Annotated in this window: 23 protein-coding genes; 14 read left to right on the top strand and 9 right to left on the bottom strand. The window is 68.8% G+C overall.

Going from position 1 to position 23,064, the window contains the following annotated elements:
- Window positions 1-4 precede the first annotated feature (4 nt).
- Window positions 5-1,210 carry a cell division protein FtsZ gene (ftsZ, locus tag AB1346_08440; protein MEW6720463.1) on the top strand — a complete coding sequence of 402 codons (1,206 nt, stop codon included), beginning with the start codon at window positions 5-7 and terminating at the stop codon, window positions 1,208-1,210.
- A gap of 14 nt (window positions 1,211-1,224) precedes the next feature.
- Window positions 1,225-2,931 carry a radical SAM protein gene (locus tag AB1346_08435; GenBank protein MEW6720462.1) on the top strand — a complete coding sequence of 569 codons (1,707 nt, stop codon included), beginning with the start codon at window positions 1,225-1,227 and terminating at the stop codon, window positions 2,929-2,931.
- Window positions 2,932-2,941: 10 nt separating this feature from the next.
- Here AB1346_08435 and AB1346_08430 read toward each other — a convergent pair whose 3' ends face one another.
- Window positions 2,942-3,343, bottom strand: a complete 402-nt coding sequence (locus AB1346_08430; GenBank protein ID MEW6720461.1) for a secondary thiamine-phosphate synthase enzyme YjbQ — start codon at window positions 3,341-3,343, stop codon at window positions 2,942-2,944.
- A gap of 107 nt (window positions 3,344-3,450) precedes the next feature.
- Between AB1346_08430 and AB1346_08425 the strand changes: the two genes are divergently transcribed.
- Genes AB1346_08425 through AB1346_08405 form a run of 5 tightly spaced genes read left to right on the top strand, consistent with a single transcriptional unit; the run spans window position 3,451 to window position 6,238 of the window.
- Entirely contained in the window at window positions 3,451-4,080 is a 630-nt protein-coding gene (locus AB1346_08425) for a Maf family protein (protein MEW6720460.1), read from the top strand.
- Entirely contained in the window at window positions 4,077-4,781 is a 705-nt protein-coding gene (locus AB1346_08420) for a YggS family pyridoxal phosphate-dependent enzyme (protein MEW6720459.1), read from the top strand. Before AB1346_08425 ends, AB1346_08420 begins: the two co-directional genes overlap by 4 nt.
- Window position 4,782: 1 nt before the next feature.
- Entirely contained in the window at window positions 4,783-5,592 is an 810-nt protein-coding gene (gene proC / locus AB1346_08415) for a pyrroline-5-carboxylate reductase (protein ID MEW6720458.1), read from the top strand.
- A 17-nt stretch (window positions 5,593-5,609) separates the two neighbouring features.
- On the top strand, window positions 5,610-5,909 hold the full coding sequence (locus tag AB1346_08410) for a YggT family protein (protein ID MEW6720457.1): 300 nt from the start codon (window positions 5,610-5,612) through the stop codon (window positions 5,907-5,909).
- Window positions 5,906-6,238, top strand: coding sequence for a DUF167 domain-containing protein (locus AB1346_08405; protein ID MEW6720456.1), 333 nt, complete (start codon window positions 5,906-5,908; stop codon window positions 6,236-6,238). Before AB1346_08410 ends, AB1346_08405 begins: the two co-directional genes overlap by 4 nt.
- Here the strand turns inward: AB1346_08405 and AB1346_08400 are convergent.
- Window positions 6,177-7,250, bottom strand: coding sequence for a branched-chain amino acid aminotransferase (locus tag AB1346_08400; protein MEW6720455.1), 1,074 nt, complete (start codon window positions 7,248-7,250; stop codon window positions 6,177-6,179). The genes AB1346_08405 and AB1346_08400 overlap by 62 nt on opposite strands.
- Before the next feature lie 105 nt (window positions 7,251-7,355).
- On the opposite strand from AB1346_08400, the gene AB1346_08395 reads away from it, so the two are divergent.
- The 3 genes from AB1346_08395 to AB1346_08385 all read left to right on the top strand — a co-directional run bounded on the left by AB1346_08395 (window position 7,356) and on the right by AB1346_08385 (window position 10,384).
- On the top strand, window positions 7,356-8,048 hold the full coding sequence (locus AB1346_08395) for an FKBP-type peptidyl-prolyl cis-trans isomerase (protein MEW6720454.1): 693 nt from the start codon (window positions 7,356-7,358) through the stop codon (window positions 8,046-8,048).
- A gap of 22 nt (window positions 8,049-8,070) precedes the next feature.
- Window positions 8,071-8,655, top strand: a complete 585-nt coding sequence (locus tag AB1346_08390; GenBank protein MEW6720453.1) for a DUF4126 domain-containing protein — start codon at window positions 8,071-8,073, stop codon at window positions 8,653-8,655.
- 76 nt (window positions 8,656-8,731) lie between these two features.
- Window positions 8,732-10,384 carry a methyl-accepting chemotaxis protein gene (locus AB1346_08385; GenBank protein ID MEW6720452.1) on the top strand — a complete coding sequence of 551 codons (1,653 nt, stop codon included), beginning with the start codon at window positions 8,732-8,734 and terminating at the stop codon, window positions 10,382-10,384.
- Between the two features lie 4 nt (window positions 10,385-10,388).
- Here the strand turns inward: AB1346_08385 and AB1346_08380 are convergent, their stop codons facing one another.
- From AB1346_08380 to AB1346_08355, 6 genes are read right to left on the bottom strand one after another with little or no spacing between them, the layout of a single operon-like run.
- Entirely contained in the window at window positions 10,389-11,219 is an 831-nt protein-coding gene (locus AB1346_08380) for an MBL fold metallo-hydrolase (GenBank protein MEW6720451.1), read from the bottom strand.
- A gap of 2 nt (window positions 11,220-11,221) precedes the next feature.
- Entirely contained in the window at window positions 11,222-12,370 is a 1,149-nt protein-coding gene (locus tag AB1346_08375; GenBank protein ID MEW6720450.1) for a lipocalin-like domain-containing protein, read from the bottom strand.
- Window positions 12,371-14,908: an ABC transporter permease gene (locus tag AB1346_08370; protein MEW6720449.1), complete on the bottom strand. Its 2,538-nt coding sequence runs from the start codon at window positions 14,906-14,908 to the stop codon at window positions 12,371-12,373.
- A complete protein-coding gene (locus AB1346_08365; GenBank protein ID MEW6720448.1) occupies window positions 14,905-15,615 on the bottom strand; it encodes an ABC transporter ATP-binding protein in 711 nt (236 codons plus the stop codon). Before AB1346_08365 ends, AB1346_08370 begins: the two co-directional genes overlap by 4 nt.
- Window positions 15,616-15,634: 19 nt before the next feature.
- Window positions 15,635-16,624: an LOG family protein gene (locus AB1346_08360; GenBank protein ID MEW6720447.1), complete on the bottom strand. Its 990-nt coding sequence runs from the start codon at window positions 16,622-16,624 to the stop codon at window positions 15,635-15,637.
- A gap of 10 nt (window positions 16,625-16,634) precedes the next feature.
- The gene (locus AB1346_08355) at window positions 16,635-18,650 is read right to left on the bottom strand and encodes a PAS domain S-box protein (GenBank protein ID MEW6720446.1); all 2,016 of its coding nucleotides are present in this window, start codon (window positions 18,648-18,650) and stop codon (window positions 16,635-16,637) included.
- A gap of 151 nt (window positions 18,651-18,801) precedes the next feature.
- Here AB1346_08355 and AB1346_08350 point away from each other — a divergent pair, with 151 nt between their 5' ends.
- Both AB1346_08350 and AB1346_08345 read left to right on the top strand, forming a co-directional pair.
- Complete coding sequence (locus AB1346_08350) at window positions 18,802-20,331, top strand: c-type cytochrome (GenBank protein MEW6720445.1); 1,530 nt, start codon at window positions 18,802-18,804, stop codon at window positions 20,329-20,331.
- The gene (locus AB1346_08345) at window positions 20,328-21,392 is read left to right on the top strand and encodes a hypothetical protein (GenBank protein MEW6720444.1); all 1,065 of its coding nucleotides are present in this window, start codon (window positions 20,328-20,330) and stop codon (window positions 21,390-21,392) included. Before AB1346_08350 ends, AB1346_08345 begins: the two co-directional genes overlap by 4 nt.
- 6 nt (window positions 21,393-21,398) lie before the next feature.
- Here the strand turns inward: AB1346_08345 and AB1346_08340 are convergent, their stop codons facing one another.
- The gene (locus tag AB1346_08340) at window positions 21,399-21,878 is read right to left on the bottom strand and encodes a cupin domain-containing protein (GenBank protein ID MEW6720443.1); all 480 of its coding nucleotides are present in this window, start codon (window positions 21,876-21,878) and stop codon (window positions 21,399-21,401) included.
- 203 nt (window positions 21,879-22,081) lie between these two features.
- Here AB1346_08340 and AB1346_08335 point away from each other — a divergent pair, with 203 nt between their 5' ends.
- Window positions 22,082-22,489, top strand: coding sequence for a bacteriohemerythrin (locus tag AB1346_08335; protein MEW6720442.1), 408 nt, complete (start codon window positions 22,082-22,084; stop codon window positions 22,487-22,489).
- Window positions 22,490-22,696: 207 nt separating this feature from the next.
- Window positions 22,697-23,064 (top strand): hypothetical protein (locus tag AB1346_08330; GenBank protein ID MEW6720441.1); only part of this gene is annotated, 368 nt, incomplete at its 3' end.

The raw sequence follows: 23,064 nt of genomic DNA, 5'->3' as shown, positions 1-23,064 counted from the left end.
GCGCATGGAAGGGATCGAGCGGGAGGAAGCGAGGTCGCGCCGTTTCACGGTCGTCGAGGAGAACCGGGCGCACGCCGTCATCAAGGTGTTCGGCGTGGGCGGGGGCGGCGGCAACGCCATCAACAACATGATCGAGGAGGGGCTGCAGGGGGTGGAGTTCATCGCCGCCAACACGGACGCGCAGGCGCTCGCGCGGAACCTCGCCCCTCTGAAGCTGCAGCTCGGAACCCGGCTGACGAAGGGGCTGGGGGCCGGGGCCAACCCGGAGGTCGGGCGCGAGGCCGCGAACGAGGACCGCGAGCTGCTCCGGGAGGCGCTCGCCGGCGCCGACATGGTCTTCATCACCGCCGGGCTGGGGGGCGGCACGGGGACCGGCGCGGGCCCGGTCGTGGCGGAGGTGGCGCGGGAGCTCGGGGCGCTGACGGTCGCCGTCGTGACGCGGCCGTTCGCCTTCGAGGGGCAGACCCGCAAGCGGCAGGCGGACATGGGCTCCAAGGAGCTGCGGTCGCTGGTCGACACGATCGTCGTCATCCCGAACGAAAAGCTGCTGCTGATCGCCGGGAAGGAGATGCGGTTCGTCGACGCCTTCCGTAAAGTGGACGACGTCCTGTTCCAGGCGGTGCGGGGGATCACGGAGCTGGTCACCCGGCCGGGCTACATCAACCTGGACTTCGCCGACGTGAAGACGATCATGTCGGGGATGGGGCTGGCGCTGATGGGCACCGGCTCGGCCACGGGCCAGAACCGAGCCGTCGCGGCCGCGGAGAAGGCGATCTCGAGCCCGCTGCTCGAGGACGTGTCGATCCGGGGGGCCCGCGGCGTGCTCATCAACATCACGGCGGGGCCGTCGCTTTCCCTGAGCGAGGTCAACGAGGCCGCGAGCCTGATCCGCGAGGAGGCCTCCGACGAGGCGAACATCATCTTCGGGACGGTGATCGACGAGACGATGGACGAGGAGCTGAAGGTCACGGTGGTGGCGACCGGCTTCGAGCCCAACGTCGCGGAAGGCCCCTGGAGGAGCCCGCGGAAGGGGATCAAGCTGGTCAGCCGCACGGAGGATCTGCAGAAGCCGGCGTTCCTGCGCAACTCCGCGCAGACGGGCGTCGCGGAGGAGCGCGTGGAGGACCTTCCGCTGATCGACAAGGAGACGGAGATCGAGTCGCTGGACGACTTCGAGATCCCGACCTTCCTGCGGCGGCGGGGGGAATAGCGGAAGGGACGGCGTTGGCCCGGGGGGGGGCGCGCCTGAGAGGAGAGACCGGCGCCGTCCGCAAGGAGTGGGGCGGTAGAAAGCGGGTCGCGCTGGTCTTCCCGAACGCCTACTCCGTGGGGATGTCGAACCTGGGCTTCCTCCTGGTCCACGCCCAGGTCAACGCCCGGCCGGACGCGCTGTGCGAGCGCGCATTCCTTTCCCCCGCCGTCGGGGGGACGGCGCCGGCGCCCGGCCGGGGAAAGGGGGCCGCTCCCGCGGGGGCGGCCGCGGGGACGACGCTGGAGAGCGGGCGCCCTCTTTCGGATTTCGACATCGTCGCGTTCGCCCTCTCCTTCGAGAACGACCTCCCGAACCTGCCGGGGATCCTGGCGGCGGGCGGCGTCCCGCCGTTCCGCGCGGACCGCGCCGCGTCCGGCGTCCGGCATCCGCTGGTCGTCGCCGGCGGATTCGCGGCCTCCCTCAATCCGGAGCCGTGCGGGGCCTTCGCCGACGCGGTCGCGGTGGGAGACGGGGAGCGGGCGGTGGAGTCGCTCCTCGACCTGGAGGCGGGGGACCCGGCGGACGCCGGATTCCTCCGGACCCTCTCCGGGATTCCCGGAATGTATGTCCCGGGCGGGTACCTTCCCGTTTACGAAGAGGGGGGCTCCCCGGGCGCGGGGCGGCTCATCGATCTGCCCCCCCTGTCCGGATTTCCCCGGCGCGTCGCGCGGGAGGCGATCGATCCCGAAGGGCTCCCTCCCCCCCCGCCCGTCGTGCTCGCGGAGGAGACCGCGCTGGGGAGCATGTCGCTGGTCGAGACTTCGCGCGGCTGCCCCAGGATGTGCGGCTTCTGCGCCGCATCCCATGCGTGCCCCGCGTTCAGGGAGTTCCCCCTGGAGCGCGTCCGGGCGGCCGTCGACGCGGCATGGCCGCACCGCAGGAAGGTGGGGCTGATCGGAGCCGCGGTGCTGGACTGGCGCCCGTTCCGGACGCTCGCCCGGGAGATCCTCGACCGCGGCGGGAGCGTGTCTCCCGCTTCCGTGCGCGCGGAGAAGGTCGACGCGGAGATCGCGGAGATCCTGGCGCGGAGCGGGCACCGCACGGTGGCGCTCGCCCCGGAGTGCGGCGACGCGCGGCTGCGGGCGCGGATCGGAAAGCCGCTTCCCGACGCCGCCTTCTTCGAGGCGGCGGAGACGCTCGTCCGCGCGGGGATCGTATCGTTCAAGCTGTACTTCCTGGTCGGTCTCCCCGGCGCGGACCGGGAGGAGGAGGTCGGGGGGATCTCCGGGTTCCTCCGCGAGTTCCGCGGCCGCGTCCTCGCGGAGGCGCGCGCCGCGGGGAGGATGGGGACCGTCACCGCGGTCCTTTCGCCCTTCGTCCCGAAACCGTTTACCCCGCTGCAATGGGCGGCGATGGCCGCCGAGGACGAGCTTCGGGCCCGCGAGGAGGAGATCGCCGCCTTCGCCCGGAACGTCCCGAACCTCCGCGTCTCCTTGGAAAGGCCGCGCGACGCGCTCCTGCAGGGGTACCTCGGGCTGGGGGACCGGCGCGCGGCGGAAGACCTCCGGGGCGCGCGTCGGGCGGGGAGTCCCGGATCGGCGCCCGGGCTCCGTGCGAGGATGGACGCGGTCGTCCACCGCGAAAAGGACGCCGGCGAATTCTTCCCCTGGGACGTCGTGGAGGGGGGGCCGGCGAAAGGCGCGCTGCGGGCGCGCTACGACGCGTACCGGAAAGGATAAGAAGGGAGATCTATCCCTCGGAAACCCGGACCATGACGTTGCGGGTCCTTGGGCCGTCGAACTCGCACAGGAAGACCGACTGCCAGGTCCCGAGTATGAGCTGGCCGGCCTCCACGAACACCGTGACGTGCGATCCGATGACGCTCGCCTTGACGTGCGCGTGGGCGTTCCCCTCGGCATGAAGGTAATCGCCGCCCTCGGGCACGAGACGCTCGAGGGCGTTCAGGATGTCCCTCCGGACGTCGGGATCCGCGTTCTCGTTGATGGTGACCGCGGCCGTGGTGTGGGGGACGAAGACCCGGCAGATGCCGCTTCTCAAGCCGCTTTCGCGCACCACCATCCGGACGTGCTTGGTGATGTCCACGAGCTGCTGTCTTTCGTCGGTCTTCACGGTCACCGTCTTGAATGCCATCGCCGCCCGACCCTCCGCGTGCGTTATCGTCGCCACGTCTACATCATGCTTAACACGTCGGGCCGCGGAAGGGCAAGAAAGACGGGTTTCCGGTATAATGCGTTTCCGTGAACACGGTCGCCTGCCTGATCCTCGCTTCCGAATCTCCGCGGCGCCGGGAGCTGCTTTCCTCGCTGGGAGTGCCGTTCCGGGTGGTTCCGTCGGGGGTCGACGAGACGCCGCTCTCCGGCGAGCCGCCGGCGCGCTTCGTCCGCCGGGCCGCGCTGGACAAGGGATTGGCGATCGCCCGGAGGCAGCCGTCGGACTGGGTCCTTTCCGCGGACACGATCGTCGTGGCGGACGGGAAGATCCTGGGCAAGCCGCGCGACCGCGCGGAGGCCCGCCGGATGCTTTCCCTCCTCGCGGGGCGGGAGCACAAGGTGTACACTTCCGTTTGCCTGCTCTGCGAGGCGAGGGGGTACCGCGACGCGGGCACCGAGGTGACGCGGGTCCGTTTCCGGCCGCTGACGCCGGCGGAGGTGGCGGCCTACGCGCGGACCGGCGAGTGCGACGACAAGGCGGGAGCGTACGCCGCCCAGGGGGCGGGGATGCTCCTCATCGACCGGGTCGCCGGCTCGTTCACGAACGTGGTGGGGCTTCCGATGACGCGGGTCGTCGGGATGCTGAAGAAGGCGCGCCTGATCGCGGTCTCCCCCGCGGGGCCCGGATGCTACGTTCTCGCGGGAAGGAAGGGATGAGCGCGGTGGCGGAGACGGTCGCGGAGAACGTCGGCAGGGTCCTCGACCGGATCGCCCGGGCCGAAAGAAAGGCGGGGCGCCCCCCCGGATCGGTGAAGCTGGTGGCGGCATCCAAGACGCAGCCGCTGCCGCTGATCCTCGAGGCGCACGCGGCGGGGCTGAACGCCTTCGGCGAGAACTACGTCCAGGAGGCGGCCGAAAAGATCCCGGGCCTGCCGGGCGCCGAGTGGCACATGATCGGCGCGCTGCAGGGCAACAAGGTCCGCAAGGCCGTGTCGCTGTTCTCGTGGATCCAGACGGCGGACTCGGAAAAACGGCTCGCGGAGATCTCGCGGTGCGCGGTCGAGGCGGGGAAGATCGTCCCGGTTCTTCTGGAGGTCAACCTCGAGGGCGAGGCGAGCAAGTCGGGGATCGCGCCGGAGGACCTTCAGCGCGTGGCGGAGGGCTCCCTGGGACTTCCGGGGATCAAGATCTCGGGGCTGATGGCGATCCCGCCGTACGGGATCGATCCCGAGGAGAGCCGCCCGTACTTCGTCCGGCTGCGGAACTTGAGGGACGCGCTGGCGAGAGAGTTCCCGGCGGCGGAGCTGCGGGAGCTGTCGATGGGGATGTCGGGCGATTTCGAGGAAGCCATCGAGGAAGGGGCGACGATCGTTCGCGTCGGCACCGCGATCTTCGGGATCCGCGGCGGGAGGGGATGACATGACGGCCTTGGGATTCATCGGTGCGGGGAACATGGGAGAGGCGATGATCCGGGGGGTGCTCTCCGGGAAGCTGTATCCCGCGGACCGGGTGTACGTGTTCGACACGGCCCCCGGCCGGACCGAAACGCTGCGTCACCGGTTCGGGGTGTCGGTCGCGCCCTCCGTCGCGGAGCTGCTGGCCGCGTCCGACACGGTCGTGGTCGCCGTGAAGCCGCAGGTCCTTCCGTCGGTGCTGGAAGGGATCCCGAAGAACGCCGCCCGCGGGAAAACGTTCGTCTCCATCGTGGCCGGGGTGAAGGCCGCCGTGTTCGAGCGCGCCCTGGGAGAGGGTGCGAAGGTCGTCCGGACGATGCCCAACACCCCCGCGCAGGTGGGGATGGGCAGCACGGGAGTCTACTTCCCGGCGGGCTTCGACCCGGCGGCCCGGGAGCGGGTCCGCGCGATCTTCTCCTCCTTCGGCGAGGTGGCGGAGGTCCCCCGCGAGGAGCTCCTCGACGTCGTGACGGCGCTTTCGGGCTCCGGCCCGGCCTACGCGTTCCTGTTCCTCGAGGCGATGGCGGACGGCGCGGTGCGCGCCGGGATGGGGCGGGAGGAGGCGTACCGGCTCGCCGCCGCCACGCTGGAGGGGGCGGCCCGGATGGTCCGCGAGACGGGGAAGCATCCCGCGGAGCTGAAGGACATGGTCATGTCGCCCGGCGGGACGACCGCGGCGGGGATCGAGGCGCTGGAGCGCGGGGCGTTCCGCGCCGCCGTCATGGACGCCGTGCTGTCCGCCTGGAGGAGAAGCCGCGAACTGAGCGGCCAATAGAGGGAGGATCCGCGGAAATGTTCGTCGCAGGGAACCTGATCTACGCGCTGGCGAAAATCGTCGACATCGTGCTGACGGCCTACATGTGGGTCTTCATCATCCGCGCCGTCCTGTCGTGGGTGAACCCCGACCCGTACAACCCGATCGTCCGCGCGATCTACGGCGTCACCGAGCCGGTGCTCTCGCCGCTCCGGCGGAAGCTGCCGCTCTACGCCGGCTCCATCGACTTCTCCGTCGTCGTCGCCGTGCTGATCATCGTCTTCCTGCAGTATTTCGTCGTCCGGTCGCTCTTCGACCTCGCCCACCGGATGCCGTGAGCCGGACGGAGGGGGCGGGCGCGACGCTCTCCGTGCGCGTCGTTCCGCGGTCCGCGAAGGAGGAGGTGGCGGGCTGCGAGGGAGGCGCCCTGCGGATCCGGCTGACCGCCCCTCCGGTGGAAGGGAAGGCCAACGAGGCGCTTTGCCGGTTCCTGGCGAAGGCGCTCGGCGTCCCCCGGCGAAGCGTCACGCTGCTCTCCGGCGGGACGGGGCGCAACAAGATCGTCCGGATCGAAGGGTTGACCGCCGAAAAGGCGCTGGCCGCCCTTATTCCACCCGGCGGACCCAGCGGTGCCGGTCCTCGACCAACCCGTACTGGATCCCGGTGATCGTGTCGTAGAACCTGCGCGACAGCTCGCCCACCTTGCCGTCCCCGATCTTCGCCTCCTTCCCGCGGAAGGAGAAGGCGCCCACGGGGGAGATGACCGCCGCCGTCCCCGACCCGAACGCCTCCGTCAGCGAGCCGTCCTCGGCGCGGCGGATCACCTCGTCGATCTCGACGGGGCGCTCCAGGACCGGGATCTTCCAGTCCTTCGCGAGCTGGATGACCGAGTCGCGCGTGACGCCGGCAAGAATCGACCCCGAGAGGGGAGGGGTCACCAGCTCCCCGTTGAAGACGAAGAAGATGTTCATCGTCCCGACCTCTTCCACGAAGCGCCTGCGCTCCGCGTCGAGCCACAGGACCTGGTCGAACCCCTTCGCCTTGGCCTCCTTCGCCGCCAGGATGCTGGCCGCGTAGTTCGCCCCCGTCTTGGCCTCGCCCAGCCCCCCGCGCGTGGCGCGGATGTAGTTCTCCTCGACGAGGATGCTGACCGGCTCGAATCCCCGCGCGTAGTACGCGCCCACGGGTCCGGTGACGATGAAGTAGATGTAATCCGAGGACGGATGGACGCCCAGCGCCGACTCCGTGGCGATCATCGTGGGCCGGATGTACAGCGACGCTCCGCCGGCGCGCGGGATCCAGTCCTTGTCGATCCGCACCAGCGCCTCGATCGCCTGGAGCTGGTCCTCGACGGGGACCGCCGGCATGCACAGCCGGGAGGCGGACCGGTTCATCCGCTCCGCGTTGCGCTCCGGGCGGAAGAGGCAGATCCCGCCGTCCTTGGCGTAGTACGCCTTCAGCCCCTCGAAGATCTCCTGGGCGTAGTGCAGGACGACGGCGGTGGGGAGGAGCGACAGCGGGCCGTAAGGGACGATCCGGGGGTTCATCCATCCCTTGCCGTCCCGGTAATCCATGAGGAACATGTGGTCCGAGAAGATCTTCCCGAACCCGAGCGCCTGGTCTCCTGCCGGCTTTTCGCGGAGGCGGTCCGGCCCCGCCTTTTCGATATGTATTTTCATGATTCGACAAATATATCCCAAACCCGTTCCTGCGCAAAGGTGCGTCGTATGGTATGTTGCGGTAGTGTGCGGGGTGGCGGATCCTTCAGAGGAAAGGAGCGGGGGATGAAATATCCGGCGGCAGTGGTCATCTGCTTCGCGCTCGCGTTGCCGGGGGCGGTCCCGGCCGCCGATGTCCCGGGGCCGAAGACGGAGAAGGAGCGGATCGGGTACAGCCTCGGCATGGACATCGGGAACACGCTCCGGAAGCAGTCCGTCGAGGTGGACGCGGATTCGCTGGCCCGGGGATTCAAGGATTCCTACTCCGGAGGGAAGACGCTCCTCACGGAGGAGGAGTCTCGCAAGGAGATCCAGAACCTGCAACAGAAACTTGCGGAGAGGCAGGCGGCGGCCATGAGGCAGCAGGCGGAAAAGAACAAGGCGGACGGCGAGAAGTTCCTGGCGGAGAACCGGAAGAAGGAGGGCGTGAAGACGCTCCCGAGCGGACTGCAGTACAAAGTCCTCAAGGAAGGCACGGGAAAGTCCCCGAAGGCGTCCGACTCGGTGACCACCCATTATCGGGGCACGCTGATCGACGGGACCGAGTTCGACAGCTCCTACAAGCGCGGCGAGCCCGCCACGTTCCCGGTCTCCGGCGTCATCGCGGGCTGGACCGAGGCGCTCCAGCTCATGAAGGAGGGCTCCAAATGGCAGCTCTTCCTTCCGCCGAACCTTGCCTACGGGGAGCGGGGGGCGGGCCGGGACATCGGGCCGAACGCCACGCTGGTCTTCGAGGTGGAGCTGATCTCGGTCAAGTAGCCCCCTTTCCGGCGGCGGGACGATGAACACGCTGGCGCTCCTCGGGGCGGTGACGGGCGTGGCGCTTTTCGCCGGCATCCGGCTATACGCCACCGTGCTCACCGTGGGGCTGTGCATCCGGTACGGCCTCCTGACCCTCCCGCCGGAGCTCTCCACCCTCTCGGCGCTCTCCCAACCGTATGTCCTTGTCGCGGCCGGGATCTGCGCGGCGGCGGAGTTCCTGGCCGACAAGATCCCCTGGGTGGACTCCCTTTGGGACGCGGTCCACGCCTTCGTGCGCCCCGCCGGGGCGGCGCTGATCGCCTTCGCCGCGGCCGGCGCCCTCGATCCCGCCGCGAAAGGTCCCGTCGTCCTCCTTTGCGGGGCGGTCGCCTTCGCCTCCCACGCGGCGAAGTCGGGGACGCGGCTTGCCGTCAACCAGAGCCCGGAGCCGTTCAGCAATGTGCTTCTGAGCCTGTTCGAGGACGCCGTCGCCGTCGGGGGAAGCTATTCCGCCGTCGCGCACCCGGTGATCGTCCTCGTCTTCGTTGCCGCATTCCTCGTGCTGTCCCTTCTCCTCGCCCGCCGGATATTCCGGCGCATCCGCCGGAAGACCCCGCCGGCCTGATCTCCCCTTGTTTTAAAGTTCCCCCCTTAATCGCCGATAAGTGGGACGGCGAACCGAAATCGTTTCTGGAGGCACCATGCTTTCCGCATTCATGAAATGCTTCCGTTTCATCAGGACGATGAAGGGCAGGATGTTTCTCTTCGCATCGCTGGCGGTGGCTTTCGCTGCGGTCGGGATGGCGGCCACATGCATGTATGTCGTGAGGCAGGACCTGGTCCGGCAGTCCGAGGGCTCGCTGGAAAGGCGGATGAACGTCTTCCGTGTCCTTCTCTCGGAGAAGGGAACGGAGTTCCGGGTGAAGGACGGAAAGATGACGGTCGGCGACCATGTGCTGAACGACAGCTACGAAGTGGTCGACAAGTTGAAACAACAAATGGGCGGCGCATACGCCACCGTGTTCATGGGGGACACGAGGATCTCCACGAATGTCGTCAAGGAAGACGGGTCGAGGGCCGTCGGCACGAAGCTGGACGGCCCCGCGCGGAAAGCCGTCTTCGATGACGGGGAGACATTCAAGGGCGAGACCCGGATCCTCGGCATCCCGTATCTGACGAGGTACGAGCCGGTGAAGGACGCGTCGGGCAAGACGATCGGCGCGCTGTTCGTCGGCGTGAAGAAGAGCGATTTCTTCAGCGCGTACAACCGGATGCTGTCGATCGCCGGGATCGTTGCGGTGTTGTTGGCCACCGTATTCGGTGGCCTCACCTTCCTGTCCGTCCGCCTGATGATCGCGCCGCTCGAGGCCGCGGCCGAGGTCGCTTCCCGTTTTGCCGAGGGAGACCTCACGGCGACGATGGACCGGCAGTCGGCTGACACGGAGGAGGTGCGCCGGATCGTCGACGCGGTGGAGAACCTCGGGGAAAAGCTCAGATCGACGATCGGCAAGGTGGCGGACTGGAGCCACGATCTCGCCGCGGCCGCCGAGCAGCTGTCCGCCAGCGCGGTGCGGATCGACGGCGCCAACCGGAAGGTCAACGACCAGACCGGGAGCGTCGCCGCGGCCTCCGAACAGATGAACGCGACCGTCGCGCAGGTGGCGATGAACACCCGCAGCGTGCAGGATGCGTCGGACAAGGCGCTGGAGGCCGCATCCGGCGGCGCTTCCGTGATCGAGAGCTTCATCGCGGCCATGGGCGAGATAGGAAACTCCGTGGAGCGCGCGGCGGCCACTGTAGAGGCGGTCGGGGGGCGCGCGAAGGAGATCGGCGGCGTGACGGTGCTGATCGACGATATCGCCGACCAGACGAACCTGCTGGCGCTCAATGCCGCGATCGAGGCGGCCAGGGCCGGGGAGTCCGGCCGGGGTTTCGCGGTGGTCGCCGACGAGGTCCGGAAGCTCGCCGAAAAGACCCAGAAGGCCACGGCCCAGATCGCAAAGGCGATCGGCGCCGTCCAATCCGAAAGCGGGGAAGCGATCGAGGCGATGCGCAAAGGGTGCCAGGCGGTGGAGCAGAGCGCGGCGCTCGGGGAGCAGGCGAAGGCGGCGATGGCAGGGATCCGGGAGCGCGTGGGCGACAGCTCCGGACGGAACCGGGAAATCTCGACGGCGACCGAGGAGCTGAACGTGACGATCCGGGACCTCTCGCGGAACATCGAGGCGGTTTCCCACGCGGTCGGTCAAAACGCGGAAGGGACATCGGAAGTGGCGCAGACGGCCGAGGCGGTCGCGCGGCGGGCGGCGGAGCTGAAAGCATCGGTCGCCGGTTTCCGCATCGCGAGGCCGGGTTAAACGGTCAGAACTCGATCACACGGCCCGCGCCCAGCGGCCGGAACGCCTCCTCGCCGAACGCTTCCCGGAAGCGGGCGAGCGTGCGGGCGCCGGTGCAGTGCCCCCCGTGGAACGTGAACCCGTCCGCGCGGAAGGATTCCGTGCAGGCGACCGCCTCCGCCAGGACCGCATCGGGCGCGCCGCCGAGGTGCAGCCCTCCCACGACGGACAGCAGCCGTTCCCCCGGGAACTCCTTCCGAACGGCCTTCAGGATGTTGACGTAGCCGGCGTGGGCGCAGCCGAAGACGAGGACCAGCCCGCGCGGGGTCCGCACGGCCACCGTCCCGTCGTCGACGATCGGGCAGGGCCCGGTCCCGTCCTCGTTGAAGAACTTCCCCTCGACCGGGGCGTAGCCGCCCGGCTCGCGGGGGATGTCCGTCAGGAAGAACATGTCCTCGTCCAGCTTCGCCGTGCCGTTCACGGGGCGGAACGCCGGGTCGGCGTAGCGGCGGGCCATGTACGGCATCCCGAGTATCCGGACCGGTTCGCCCTTTCGCACCTCGTACTGCTTGTGCCAGATGTAGGGGTGGCCGTAGACGGGAGGCGCGCCCGCGAAGCGTGAGCAGAACGCCAGCCCTCCGGTGTGGTCGTCGTGCCCGTGCGTCACGACGATTCCCGCGAGGCCGTCGAGGGAGATCCCCATCCGCGCGGCGTTCATCAGGAAGATGTCCGTCGTGCCGGCGTCCACGAGCCAGCGGCTGCCGTTGGGCAGCTCGACGAGGATCGAGGCGCCGTGCTCGGCGAGGTACGCATCCGATGCCGCGGTGTCGTCGCAGAGAACCGATAGTCTCAGCATGGTCATTCTCCGTATCCGGTCAGTTCGACGTAGCCTTCTCCCTCCGCCGGCTTCCCGCCCGAAGTTCCGCGGACGCCGACGGCGCCCTCCCAGTAGCGGACGAAGGTCCGCAGCTCCTGGTCCGCCACCCGGGGGGCGGCCTCGAGCGCGATCCCTTCGGACGGTACCCGCAGCTTCCACCGGGAAGGATACCGGATGCCGCTCGCCGGGCTCCTCCAGTGCGCGAGCGTCTCGATCCCGAAATCGCCCGCGCTCAAGGTGCGGATGGAGCCGTCCGCCCGTACGAGCGTGCCGGCGCTGAACGGATCGGGCGTGCCGTCCCTCCGGCGGAGCCGGTAGAGCATGAGGTCGCTGCCGTCGGAAAGCCGGAGGGCGAACCAGTCCCAGCCCTCGTGTTCCGGTCCCAGCGCGCTGGTGCCCCATTCCCGGTCCAGCCAGGAGTTCCCTTCGACAGTGTACGACGTCCCGTCGATCCGCACAGTCCCCCGGGTCGAGAGACGGGTGATCGAATAATAGTACGACGCGTTGCCGGGGGCGGCGCTTTTCCGGCTGAGGCCCCGCTCCCCCTGGGGGACGACCGCTTTCCCCGCGTGCAGGAGCAGGTCTACGGACGATCCTCCTTCCGACGCCCGCAGCCGGACCGGCAGCAGCGATTCCGCGCCGCCCTCCGCGGACCAGCCGTCGATCCGGACCCGGAACGGGCGGGCCGACGCCCCGGCGATTCCGAGCGCTTCCCGCCCCGTCCGCTCGAAGTGGCGGAAGCGGTTCCCCTCCTCGTCGGTGACGGAGAAGTGGGCCATGTACGCCTGCGATGCGCCCCACCGGGATTCCCGGGGAGGCGCGTCCGGGGACAGGGCGAAGCGGAAGAAGGTGAGCTGGTAGCCGAAGCGGCGGCCGCCGGGGTCCCGGAGGTTGCCGGTGAAGTACCACCACTCGTGGCGGAACTCCGGATGGGGCCCGTGGTCCTCGGGGAACCGGAACGGGCGGGGGGCGGTCGCGCGGGCGAAGCCTTCCTGCGCCTCTCCCGCCAGGAGCGCGGTCACCGTTCCCGGCCGGGCGGGAGGGGCCGGCGGCGGGGACGGCGCGGGGCGCAGCAGCCAGGCGGCCGCGGCGAGGAGCGCGGCGCACGGCAGGAGCCATCGAAGGCGCATTCACTCCTCCTGCAGCGCCCGGGCGGGGGACGACCGGGCCATGCGCATCGCGGGGTAGAGCCCCGCGAGGACGGACGCCGCGACGGCGAGGCCCAAGGCCTGCAGCAGGATCCACGGATCGAAGAAGGTCTGCATCGTCCAGCCGAAGGAGCGGCGGTTGATGACGAGGATGAGCGCCAGCGCCTGCGCAGCCCCCAGCGGGAGGGCGAGCAGGCCGGAGATCGCCCCGATCGCGGCGGACTCCCCGGCGGTCAGCCCCCACGCCTGCCGCGGGGTGAGCCCGACGGCCCGCATCACGGCGTGCTCCCGCCCGCGCTCCATCTGGATCGCCATCAGCGCGTTCAGGACGCCGACGAAAGCGATCAGCACGGTGAGGGCCCGCAGCACGTTCGTCACGCCGAAGGTGCGGTCGAAGACCTTGAGCGACGCCTCCCGGAGCGCCCGGTTCGAGCGGACGACGACCGGCAGGTCGCCCGCGAGCGCGCGGATCCGCCCGATCGCCTCGTCGACCGGGACGCCGGGATGGAGGCGGACGCCGACGGAATCGACCCCGCGGTCGCTCCAGTGCCGGTCGTGGACCTCCCGGAGGATCGCGACGACCCCCCGGTCCGAGCTGTAGTCGTAATAGATCCCCGCCACGGGGAACTCCCGGATTCCCGCGTCGGTGCGCAGGCGCAGCAGCTCTCCCTTCCGGATTCCGTGCCGCCAGGCATACGGATCGGACACGATGACGCCGCCGCGGCGGAGCGTCTCCCACGCGCTGCCGGGATCTCCCTCCCGGAAACGGAACGCGTCGACGCTTTCCCGGCCGATGCCCAGCACGAACAGCTCCGTGAATCCTTCCGGCGACTCGATGGTGCGGCGCGAGAACCGGACCGTGCCGCGTACGCCGGCCGCGGAGGGGATCGCCTCGACCAGCCCGGGAGGCAGCGATCCCCTGTCGGGGCTTTTCCGCTCCTCGTAGGAGGAAACGTAGATGTCGCCGCGCAGCGTCCGGTCGAGCCAGTCGGACACGGTCCGCCGGAAGCTGTCGATCATGACGCCGATCCCGACCGTGGTGGAGACGGCGACCACGAGCGCGGCCGCCGCGACGCCCGTCCGGCTGATCGACGCCGGGATGCTGCGCGCGGCCATCTTCCCCGGCGTGCCGAAGACGAGGCCCGCCGCCGGCCGGATCGCGCGGGCCAGGAGGACGGCGGCGCCCGGCGTGACGAGGGCGTATCCCGCCACAAGGGCGAACAGCCCGCAGAACGGCAGGACGATGCTTCGGGAGGGGTACGCCAGGATCCCGATGCCCAGGAGGACCAGGCCGGCCCCCGCCGCGGTGATCTTCGGCAGGACCTTCCGGACCCCCGTCTCGACGGAGGAGCGGCGCATCACCTCCCGGGGCGAGGCGGAGGTCGCCTCGTGGGCCGGCCATAGCGACGCGGCGACCGACCCCAAGGTCCCGAGAGCCGCCGCCTTCAGCAGCATGGCCGCGGCCGGGGCGACATCCCGGACGGAGACGACGAAATACAGGTCTCCGATGGAGCGCGTGACCATCCCCAGGAGCGCCTTCCCGAGGAAGTACCCGAACGGCAGGCCGAGGAGCGTCCCCGCGAGGCCGAGAAGGGCCGCTTCTCCGAGGACCCGCGCGAATACTTGTCCCCGCGTGACCCCCAGCGCCCGGAGCGTCCCGATGAGCTGCCGCCGCTTGAGCACCGAAAAGGTCATCGTGTTGTAGACGAGGAACATGCCGACGACGAGGGAGAGCAGGCTCAGGGCGCTGAGGTTCAGGGAGAAGGCGCGGGTCATCTGGTCCAGCGCGTTGCCGCGCGCTCCGGCGGAAGCGATCTCCGCGCCGGGGGGAAGCGCCCGCCGGATCCGGGAGAGGACGGCCTCCCCCCCGGCCCCTTCCGGGACCTTCAGGTCGATCCGCGAGAGACGCCCCGTCATGCCGAGCAGCTCCTGCGCGGTCGAGATGTCCGTCACGGCGGTGCTCTCCAGCGCCTGGCGGGACACATCGTCCGCCGGGCGGAGGAAGCCGGACAGGACAATGCTTCCCTGCGCCATGCCGACCCGCAGCGGCAGGACGTCTCCCCGCGCCGCCCCCAGCCGCCGCGCCGTCTCCTCGAGGAGCAGCGCCGCCCCCGGCGTCGTGAGGAACCGGGGGAGGTCGGCGCTGTCCGAGGTTTCCGGGGTGTAGTCCCGGAACGGCGCCTCCGCGAAGGGATCGATCCCCAGGATGTGCAGGACCGTTTCCGGACGGCCCGCGACCCGGGCGTATCCTTCCACGATCGGGGCGAGCGCCCGCGCGTCCTCCTGCCGCCGGAGCGCGACGTACAGCCCTTCCTCCAGCCCCGGCGATCCGCCCAGGATCCGGTGGGTCGCTTTTCCCGCGACGGCGCCCGCGGAGATCCGGAAGGCGCGCCGGGCGCTTTCGTTCGCCAGGTCGATCGAGAAGACGGCCGCGACCCCGAGGGCGACGCCGACCAGGCCGAAGACGAGCTGCATCGGGTGCCGGGAGAGGTGGCGCAGCCCCGCGAGCCCGAGGATCATGTCCGGACGCCCCCCGGCGGCGGTTCCTCCACGAGGCGGCCGTCCCGGATCGCGAGCACCCGGTCCGCGGTGCGGGCCACGGCGTCGCTGTGGGTGGCCACGATCATCGTGCGGCCGCCGCCGCGCGCGAGCTCCGCGAGGATCGCGAGCACCCGGGCTCCCGTTTCCGCGTCGAGGCTTCCCGTCGGCTCGTCCGCCAGCAGGAGGATCGGCTCGTGCACCACGGCCCGCGCCACCGCGACGCGCTGCTGTTCCCCCCCGGAGAGCCGGTCCGGGTACGTCCCGGCGCGGTCCTCCAGGCCGACCCTGCGCAGGAGCGCGCGCGCGGCCTCCCGGGCGGGGGCTCCCGTCCTGCCGTTCAGCTCCAGGGGGAGAAGGAGGTTCTCCATCACCGTCAGGGTGGGGATGAGGTTGTAGGACTGGAACACGAGGCCGATGCGGGATCGGCGGAACAGCGTCCTCTCCTGCTCCGAAAGGGCGGCCAGGTTCGTGCCGTCGAGGATCACCTCGCCCGCGGTGGGGAGGTCGATCCCGCCGACGAGGTTCAGAAGCGTCGATTTCCCCGAGCCGCTGCGCCCGAGCAGCGCCACCGTTTCGCCCCGGGCGATCTCCGCGCGCAGCCCCCGGAACACGACCCGCACCGCGCCTTCCCCTTCCGGGTAGTCCTTCGCCACGCCGCGCAGCCGCACGAGGGGAGATCCTGACATGTTTCTATTGTATCGCGGGCTATTGGCGGTTCAGGAAGTCGATCAGGAGGCGCAGCCTTCCGAAGTTGCGGCAGTTGAAAGGGAACACGATCCTCTTCAGGTGGGCCAGGTCGGGATCGTCGGCCTCTTCCGGCAGCGGATCTTCCTGCAGGAACGACCCTTCCGAGAGCAGGTCCGCGAAGCCGGCGTTCATCTCCCGCAGCGCTTCCTCCCCGATCGGCTTCCTGACGCGGATCACGAAGCGCTCGCCGACGAACCTGGAGCTGTGGAAGACCCGGTAGTATCCCTCGATCTCCCCGACGGCCTCCTCGACGCTGTCCGTGATCCGGTACAACGCAAGGTCGTCGGGGGAGATCAGCCCCCGCGCGAGGAGGATCTCCACGGTCGAACGCTGCCACGCCGCCCAGAAATCGCCCCCCGGTTCGTCGACGAGCACCAGCGGGAAGGGATGGGTTTTCCCGGTCTGGAGCAGCGTGAGCGTCTCGAACGCCTCGTCCATCGTCCCGAATCCGCCCGGGAAGAGGGCGATCCCGCTGGACTCCTTCAGGAACAGCAGCTTCCTCGTGAAGAAGTACTTGGTCTGGATCAGCCGGGGGCTGCCCGCCATCACCGGGTTGTCCTGCTGCTCGAACGGAAGGAGGATGTTCACGCCGATCGAGCGGTCGCGTCCCGCGCCCAGGTGGGCCGCCTTCATGATTCCCTCGCCCGCCCCGGTGACGACGAACCAGCCTCTCCCGGACATCTCGCGGCCGAACGCCTCGGCCTGGCGAAACGGCGGAGATCCGGGAGCGACGCGGGCGGAACCGAAGACCGTGACCTTGGGGCGGTCCCGGAGGCTGTCGAAAATGCGGAACGCGTGCCGGAGCTCCCGCAGGGTGCGGGAGAGGAGCTTCAGGTCCGCGCGGCTCACGCCGTCCTCGGCGAGCCCGTCCACCGAGCGGTGCAGCTCCTGGATGAGCTCGTCCGGGGTGACCCGGCGGCTCCCGTTCCTTTTCCGGAAGATGGGCACGGCGAGGCGATCAGTTGTTCCGGGAGGGCGGCCTTGGAAGCACCAGCTGGATGGCCTGTCCGAGCTCCCCCATCTGGTAGGGCTTGGCGATCACCCCGCTGAAGCCGTAATCCCGGTACATGGACAGGATGGGGTCCTGGGAATAGCCGCTGGACACGATCACCTTCGCGTCGGCGTCGATGTCGAGCAGCTTCCGGACGCATTCCTTTCCCCCCATCGCCCCCGGCACGGTGAGATCGAGGATCACGGCGTCGAACGGTTTCCCTTCCTTCATGGCGCGGAGGTAGGCGTCGATCGCCTCCGAGCCGTCCTTCACCGCGTGCGCCAGGTAGCCCATCGATTCGAGGAGCGACACCGCGACGTCCCGCACCATCTCCTCGTCGTCCATGACGAGGATCCTCCCCTTGCCCTCGCAAGGCAGCGACCGGACGGCGGGGAGCTCCGGGACTTCGAGCCGGGAGCCGGGGAGGAAGATGGAGACGACCGTCCCCCTCCCGAGCGTGGAGTCCACGGAGATCGCGCCGTCGTGGCGCTTGACGATGGAATAGGCCGTGGCCAGCCCGAGCCCGGTGCCCTTCGTCTTCGTCGTGAAGAATGGGTTGAAGATCTTCGGGATGTTCTCCCGCGGGATCCCGGCGCCGTGGTCCTTGATCGAGATCCTCACGTAGTCGCCCGGGGGGAGGTTCCGCTCCGGAATGTCCTCGGCGACGACGTTCCTTACGTCGACGGAGATGATCCCCCCTTCGGGCATCGCCTGGGAGGCGTTGAGGACGATGTTGTTGATGACCTGGCCGATCTGGCCGGGATCGATGTCCACCGGGTGAAGGTCCGGGGCGATATCGATCCGGCACTTGATGGTCGTGCCGCGGATGGCGAAATTCGCGGATTCCTCGATGAGCTGCCCGATGGAGGATGCCTGCCGCACGGGGGCGCCGCCCTTGGAGAACGTCAGGAGCTGCCGGGTGAGGCTCTGCGCGCGGATGGCGGCCTTCTCCGCCTCCACGAGGCGGGCCCAGGTCGCGTCGCCCGGCGCGACGTCCAGCTTGGCGAGGGAGAGGTTCCCCATGATCGCCGTCAGGATGTTGTTGAAGTCGTGAGCGATCCCCCCCGCCAGGATGCCGATGGATTCGAGCATGTTCGCCTTGATCAGCTCCTCCTCCATCTGCTTCTTCGCGGTGATGTCGCGGAAGATGCAGCGGCCCGCCGTGGGCTTCCCGTCCTCGAACCGGCAGTTGACGGTGCCCTCGACGACGATCCGCCGCCCGTCCTTCGAAAGGAACACCGTCTCGACGATCCCGACGTTCTCGCCGGACATCGCGCGGCGGAGCCGCTCCTCCAGCCGGCCGACGCAATCCGGCGCCGCGATGTCGAGCAGGTCGAGCGTCTCGGCGTCCTCGGCCGTGTACCCGAGCGCCTCCCGCCACGCCCGGTTCACGAACAGGAAGCGGCCGTCCGGACCCACGCTCATGGCGAACTCGTTGGCGTTGTCGAAGAAATCCCTCAGCCGCTCCTCGCTCTGCCGCAGCGCCTTCTCGGCCTGCTTGCGCTCCGTGATGTCGCTGTTGCTGCCGCGGATGCCGAGGAACTTCCCCGTCTCGTTGAACACGGGCCTGCACAGGTGGCTGATCCAGCGCGTCTTCCCCTGCCGGTCGACGATGCGGAATTCGAGCATGCCGGGCAGGCGCTTCGCTTCCACCTCCCGTGAATGCTTCCGCCAAGCCTCCCGGTCCTCGGGGTGGACGATCGAAAGGAACATGTCCCTGGATTCGTAGAATTTAGAGGGGGGATACCCGGAGATCCGTTCGCACGAGGGGCTGACGTAAAGCATGTCCCCCTCGGGAGTCCGCCAGAAGATCCAGTTGGTGGCGAACTCGGCGAGCGTCCGGTAATACTCCACCTTTTCCAGCAGGTCCGCTTCCGTACGCTTTCTCCCGTCGACCTCTCTCGAAAGCCTGTCGACCGACGCGCGCAGCTCCGCGAGCTCCCCGCTTCCGCAGGCTCCAGGACCGGGACCTTCGTCCGCCACGTGGATGGGCCTCCGTTCCGACTCATCACGGGTTCGCGTCGATGACGACCGGCCGACCCGCGAAGAATACACCAGCCTCGAACCTTGCGCCACATGTATTATTATTAAGAAATTCCATACCGTTCGGCGGCCCCGGCCGCGGAGGCGACCCTTGAACTATCCCGTGTGGTACCTTCCCGGAGTCGGCGGCGGGCTGCTGATCGCCGTCATAGCCATCGTCCACGTCTTCCTCTCCCATTTCGCGGTGGGAGGCGGGCTGTATCTCGTGCTCGCGGAGCGCAAGGGGCTCCGGGAAGGCAGTTCTGCGATCCTTGCGTTCACGCGGGCCCACGCCCGGTTCTTCCTGCTGGCCACCGTGGTGGCGGGCGGCGTGACCGGGGTCGCCATCTGGTGGATCATCTCCCTGGTCCACCCCGCGGCCACATCGCTCCTGATCCACATCTTCGTCTTCGGGTGGGCCACCGAATGGGTGTTCTTCGTGGTGGAGATCACGGCCCTCCTCGTCTACTTCTACACGTTCGGCCGGATGGACGACCGCACCCACCAGGCCGTCGGCTGGATCTATTTCGGCGCCGCCTGGCTCAGCCTGTTCGTGATCAACGGCATCATCGGCTTCATGCTGTCCCCCGGTTCCTGGCCGCAGGACCGCTCGTTCTGGTCCGGCTTCTTCAACCCCCTGTTCTGGCCGGCCCTGGCATTCCGGACCGCCCTTGCCTGCGCGTTCGCGGGGGTGTACGCCTTCCTGACCACGGCGTTCTCGGCGGATGCCGCGATCCGGCGCTCCATGACGCTTTTCTCCGCGAAGTGGGTCCTCTTCTCCTTCCTCGCCGCCGTCCCGTGCGCGGTCTGGTATTACCTGGGAGCGCCGGAGCCGGCGCGGGAGCTGATCGCGGGGGCTTCCCCGACCATCCGCCGCACGCTGCAGGCCGGCATCTGGTCGCTGGCCGCCACGGCATTGCTGACCCTGCTCCTCGTGATCCGGGAGCCGGCCCGGCACACCCGGCCCGTCGCGGTTTTCATCCTGCTGTGCGCCTTCGTCTTCATGGGGGCGTTCGAGTGGACCCGGGAGGCGGCGCGGCGCCCCTACGTCATCCACGGTGTGATGTACTCCAACGGCATCCTCCAGGCGCAGCTGCCGGAACTCCGCCGGACGGGCTATCTCCCGGCCGCGCGGTGGGTGGGGATGAAGGAGGCGGGCGAGAGGAACCTGCAGGAGGCGGGGAAGGCGCTGTTCGTCCACCAGTGCCACGCCTGCCACACCATCGGCGGGTTCAACAACGACATCGTATCCCGCACCCGGAACATGTCCTATCCTGCGATGCTCTCCTATCTCCGGACGATCCACGAGAAGCGCTATTTCATGCCGCCCTTCGCCGGGAACGAGGCGGAGGAGCGGGCGCTGGCCGCGTTCATCGTCAGGGGGATCCACGGCAGGGAAATGGACGCCGGCGGGACGCCCGAAGGAGGGAAGGCGCTGTTCGAGTCCGAGTGCGTCGGCTGCCACGACGAAAGCCTGGTCCGGGAGCGCACGGCGGGGTGGGGGAGGGACCGGATCCGCAGGGCGCTCGATGCCTTGAGCGCCCTCAATCCCGACATGCCCGACTACAAGGGCTCCGCGGCGCAGAAGGATCTGCTGGCCGACTTTCTCGCCTCACCGGCCCCGCAAGGAGGTGCCCGATGAACCCGCCGATCCCCGCTCCCGACGCCCTCCCTGCCGCCTGGGGTTGGTTCCAGGGGCTCCTGATGCTCCTGTTCCCGCTCCATCTGCTCCTGATGAACGCGATGCTCGGCTTCGCCTGCGTTTCCCTGTACGCCCTGCTGAAGGGGGGGGAGACCGACCGGCGGCTGGCGCACGAGCTGGCAAAGGCGCTTCCGGCGATCGTCGCCTTCGCGGTGAACTTCGGCGTCGCGGCGCTGCTGTTCCTCCAGGTGATCTACGGACACCTCTTCTACGCCAGCTCGGTGCTGATGGGGCTGTTCTGGCTGTGCGTCCCGTCGGTCCTGCTCGTCGCCTATTACGCCGTGTACATCTACGACTTCCGCTTCGAATCGCTCGGGAAGGCGGGAGCGTTCCCGGCTGCGCTGGCGCTGCTTCTGTTCCTGGCGATCGGCTTCCTTTTCACCAACAACACGACCCTCATGCTGGAGCCCTCCCGCTGGGGGCGCTATTTCGGGAACCCGCACGGGACGCTGCTGAACGCGGATACCGGCGCGACGTGGGCGCGGTACGTCCATTTCCTGACCAGTGCCCTGGCGGTCGGCGGGCTGGCCGTCGCGCTCTTCGGGAAGTGGAAAATCGGGAAGGATCCGCTCCTCGGCGAGCGCGCGGTGGGGATCGGCATGCACGTCTTCGCGATGCTGACGGCGGCCCAGCTCTTCTTCGGCCTCTGGTACCTCGTCGCGCTTCCGAAGCCCGTCATGCGCCTTTTCATGGGGGGAAGCGCTCCGGCGACCGTCCTGCTGGCGGTCGGGACGGGGCTCACCTTCGCCGTCATCGCAACCGGCTTCCTGCGGAAGGTGGGCTGGAGCGCCGCCCTCACGGTTCCGCTGGTCTACGTGATGGCCTTCGTCCGGGACGCGGTGCGCAGGGGGTACCTGGAGGGGCAGTTCTCCCCGGAAACGCTCCCGGTGTCGCCGGAATACTCTCCGCTGGCGATGTTCGCGGCCACCCTGGTGGCCGGCCTTGCCGTCATCGCCTGGATGCTCAAGAAAACGGCGGAGGTTTATCGGAAAACGGGGTAGGCGCGATCAGCGGGTGAGCGACCGGATGACGTCCGTCTCCCCGGGGAATTCCTCCAGAAGCCGCTCCCGGGAAGGCAGCTCGAAGTCCCGGAAATCGAATCCGGGCGCGACGAGGCAGGCGGAGAAGCCGTAATCGCCCAGCGGGCGGGCCGCCTGGAAGGTCTCCGCGGGAACGACCGCGCCCGGCGGCCCCCCGTCCTCCACCCGGGCGATCCTCAAGCGGTGCGCCGCGCCCTGCCGCAGAAGGACCAGCTCGATCGGGCCGCCGGCGAGGTGGATCCACGCTTCCTCGCTCCGAAGACGGTGGAAGGCCGAGAAGTCGCCGCGACCCAGGCAGAACCAGATCGCGGTAAGCGCCGCGCGGGGTCCGGGGTACCCGGGAAGCCGCTCGAGCATCCGCCCGGAGCAGTGGAATTCCCGGAACCACCCGCCTTCAGGATGCGGCGACAGGCCGTATTCCGCGATGATCCGTTCCGCGTCCTCCATGTCCGCGATTATCTCCCGAACGACGTTTCCCATCTCCCGGCAGGAGCGGTCGCCGGGGCCGCGTGCCGCGTTGACGTGCGCGGAGACGTGTTTGCGCAGTTCCTCCTGCTCGCGGGCGTCGCCTTTTCCCCCTGAACCCGGACTCCCGGTAAAGGTTTTCCGGAATGCGCCGATAAATAAGGTAAACATGCCGGGGGTGGGCCGTGGGACTCATCCAGTGGAACGACGAGTACAGCGTGAAAGTCCGCCAGTTCGACAACCAGCACCGGAAGCTCATCGATATCGTCAACCAGCTTCATGACGCCATGAAATGCGGCAAGGGGTCGCAGATCATGAACAATGTCCTCGCGTCGCTGGCCGGCTACACGCAGGCCCACTTCTCGGAGGAAGAGCGCCTGATGCGGCTCCACGGGTTCCCGGGATTCGTCGCCCACAAGAGGGCGCACGACCAGCTCGTGGAACGGATCCGGGAATTCCAGCGGCAGGCGGAGGCGGACGGAAGCGCCATCACCCTGGGCGTCATGGTGTTCCTCAAGGACTGGCTGGTTCGCCATATCCAGGGGGAAGACGTGAAGTACGGCCCGTATCTCAATATGAAGGGGGTCGCCTGACCCGCACGCCTCCCTGACGATGATCAGGCCGATCCCGTAGCGATCCCCCGGTAGTAAGCCGCCGGACAGAATCATTCCCAATACCGAATCGAAGAACGAGGAATCTTCATCTTCTCAGGAAGAGGTCGCAATAAGACTTCTTGACCGGACGTTCGTGAAATTTCGACTTCGAATGAACGAATGAACGAATGAACGGGGGACAATTTGATGGATAAGAAGAAGCAGATTCTCGTTGTAGGCGAGTCCGGGACAGTGGGAAACGAGATCGTGGAGCAGCTCATCGCGCAAGGGCTTCACGTGAAAGTTTGGGGGAAGGATTGGGGCGACGCCGCGGAGTTCCTGCACGGCGTCGAGGGGAGGAAGAGCTGCTACGGCGAGGCATTGGGGCTGGGCGGGAAACAGACCGACAGGCAGGACGAAACCGCTTATTTGCCGCATTCAGAGGCGGGGCTGCGCGACACGAGCACGGGCAACTACGTTTCGGCGGAAACGGCAGATACCTCCGTTGCGGATTTCATCAAGGACGAGGGGATCCGCGCGGCATCGGGCGGGCGCGGCAACGCCTACAAGCAGGC

This window comes from Thermodesulfobacteriota bacterium (genome assembly GCA_040758155.1).
GTDB lineage: Bacteria > Desulfobacterota > Deferrimicrobia > Deferrimicrobiales > Deferrimicrobiaceae > UBA2219.
Note: the sequence above shows the minus strand (reverse complement) of the source record. Positions and strands in the feature narration are given on the sequence as shown.

Coding starts and splice junctions, on each gene's coding strand:
- ftsZ (MEW6720463.1), top strand. CDS start 5: ATGGAAGGGATCGAGCGGGAGGAAGCGAGGTCGCGCCGTTTCACGGTC.
- AB1346_08430 (MEW6720461.1), bottom strand. CDS start 3,343: ATGGCATTCAAGACGGTGACCGTGAAGACCGACGAAAGACAGCAGCTC.
- AB1346_08420 (MEW6720459.1), top strand. CDS start 4,077: ATGAGCGCGGTGGCGGAGACGGTCGCGGAGAACGTCGGCAGGGTCCTC.
- proC (MEW6720458.1), top strand. CDS start 4,783: ATGACGGCCTTGGGATTCATCGGTGCGGGGAACATGGGAGAGGCGATG.
- AB1346_08410 (MEW6720457.1), top strand. CDS start 5,610: ATGTTCGTCGCAGGGAACCTGATCTACGCGCTGGCGAAAATCGTCGAC.
- AB1346_08400 (MEW6720455.1), bottom strand. CDS start 7,250: ATGAAAATACATATCGAAAAGGCGGGGCCGGACCGCCTCCGCGAAAAG.
- AB1346_08395 (MEW6720454.1), top strand. CDS start 7,356: ATGAAATATCCGGCGGCAGTGGTCATCTGCTTCGCGCTCGCGTTGCCG.
- AB1346_08390 (MEW6720453.1), top strand. CDS start 8,071: ATGAACACGCTGGCGCTCCTCGGGGCGGTGACGGGCGTGGCGCTTTTC.
- AB1346_08385 (MEW6720452.1), top strand. CDS start 8,732: ATGCTTTCCGCATTCATGAAATGCTTCCGTTTCATCAGGACGATGAAG.
- AB1346_08380 (MEW6720451.1), bottom strand. CDS start 11,219: ATGCTGAGACTATCGGTTCTCTGCGACGACACCGCGGCATCGGATGCG.
- AB1346_08375 (MEW6720450.1), bottom strand. CDS start 12,370: ATGCGCCTTCGATGGCTCCTGCCGTGCGCCGCGCTCCTCGCCGCGGCC.
- AB1346_08370 (MEW6720449.1), bottom strand. CDS start 14,908: ATGATCCTCGGGCTCGCGGGGCTGCGCCACCTCTCCCGGCACCCGATG.
- AB1346_08365 (MEW6720448.1), bottom strand. CDS start 15,615: ATGTCAGGATCTCCCCTCGTGCGGCTGCGCGGCGTGGCGAAGGACTAC.
- AB1346_08345 (MEW6720444.1), top strand. CDS start 20,328: ATGAACCCGCCGATCCCCGCTCCCGACGCCCTCCCTGCCGCCTGGGGT.
- AB1346_08340 (MEW6720443.1), bottom strand. CDS start 21,878: ATGGAGGACGCGGAACGGATCATCGCGGAATACGGCCTGTCGCCGCAT.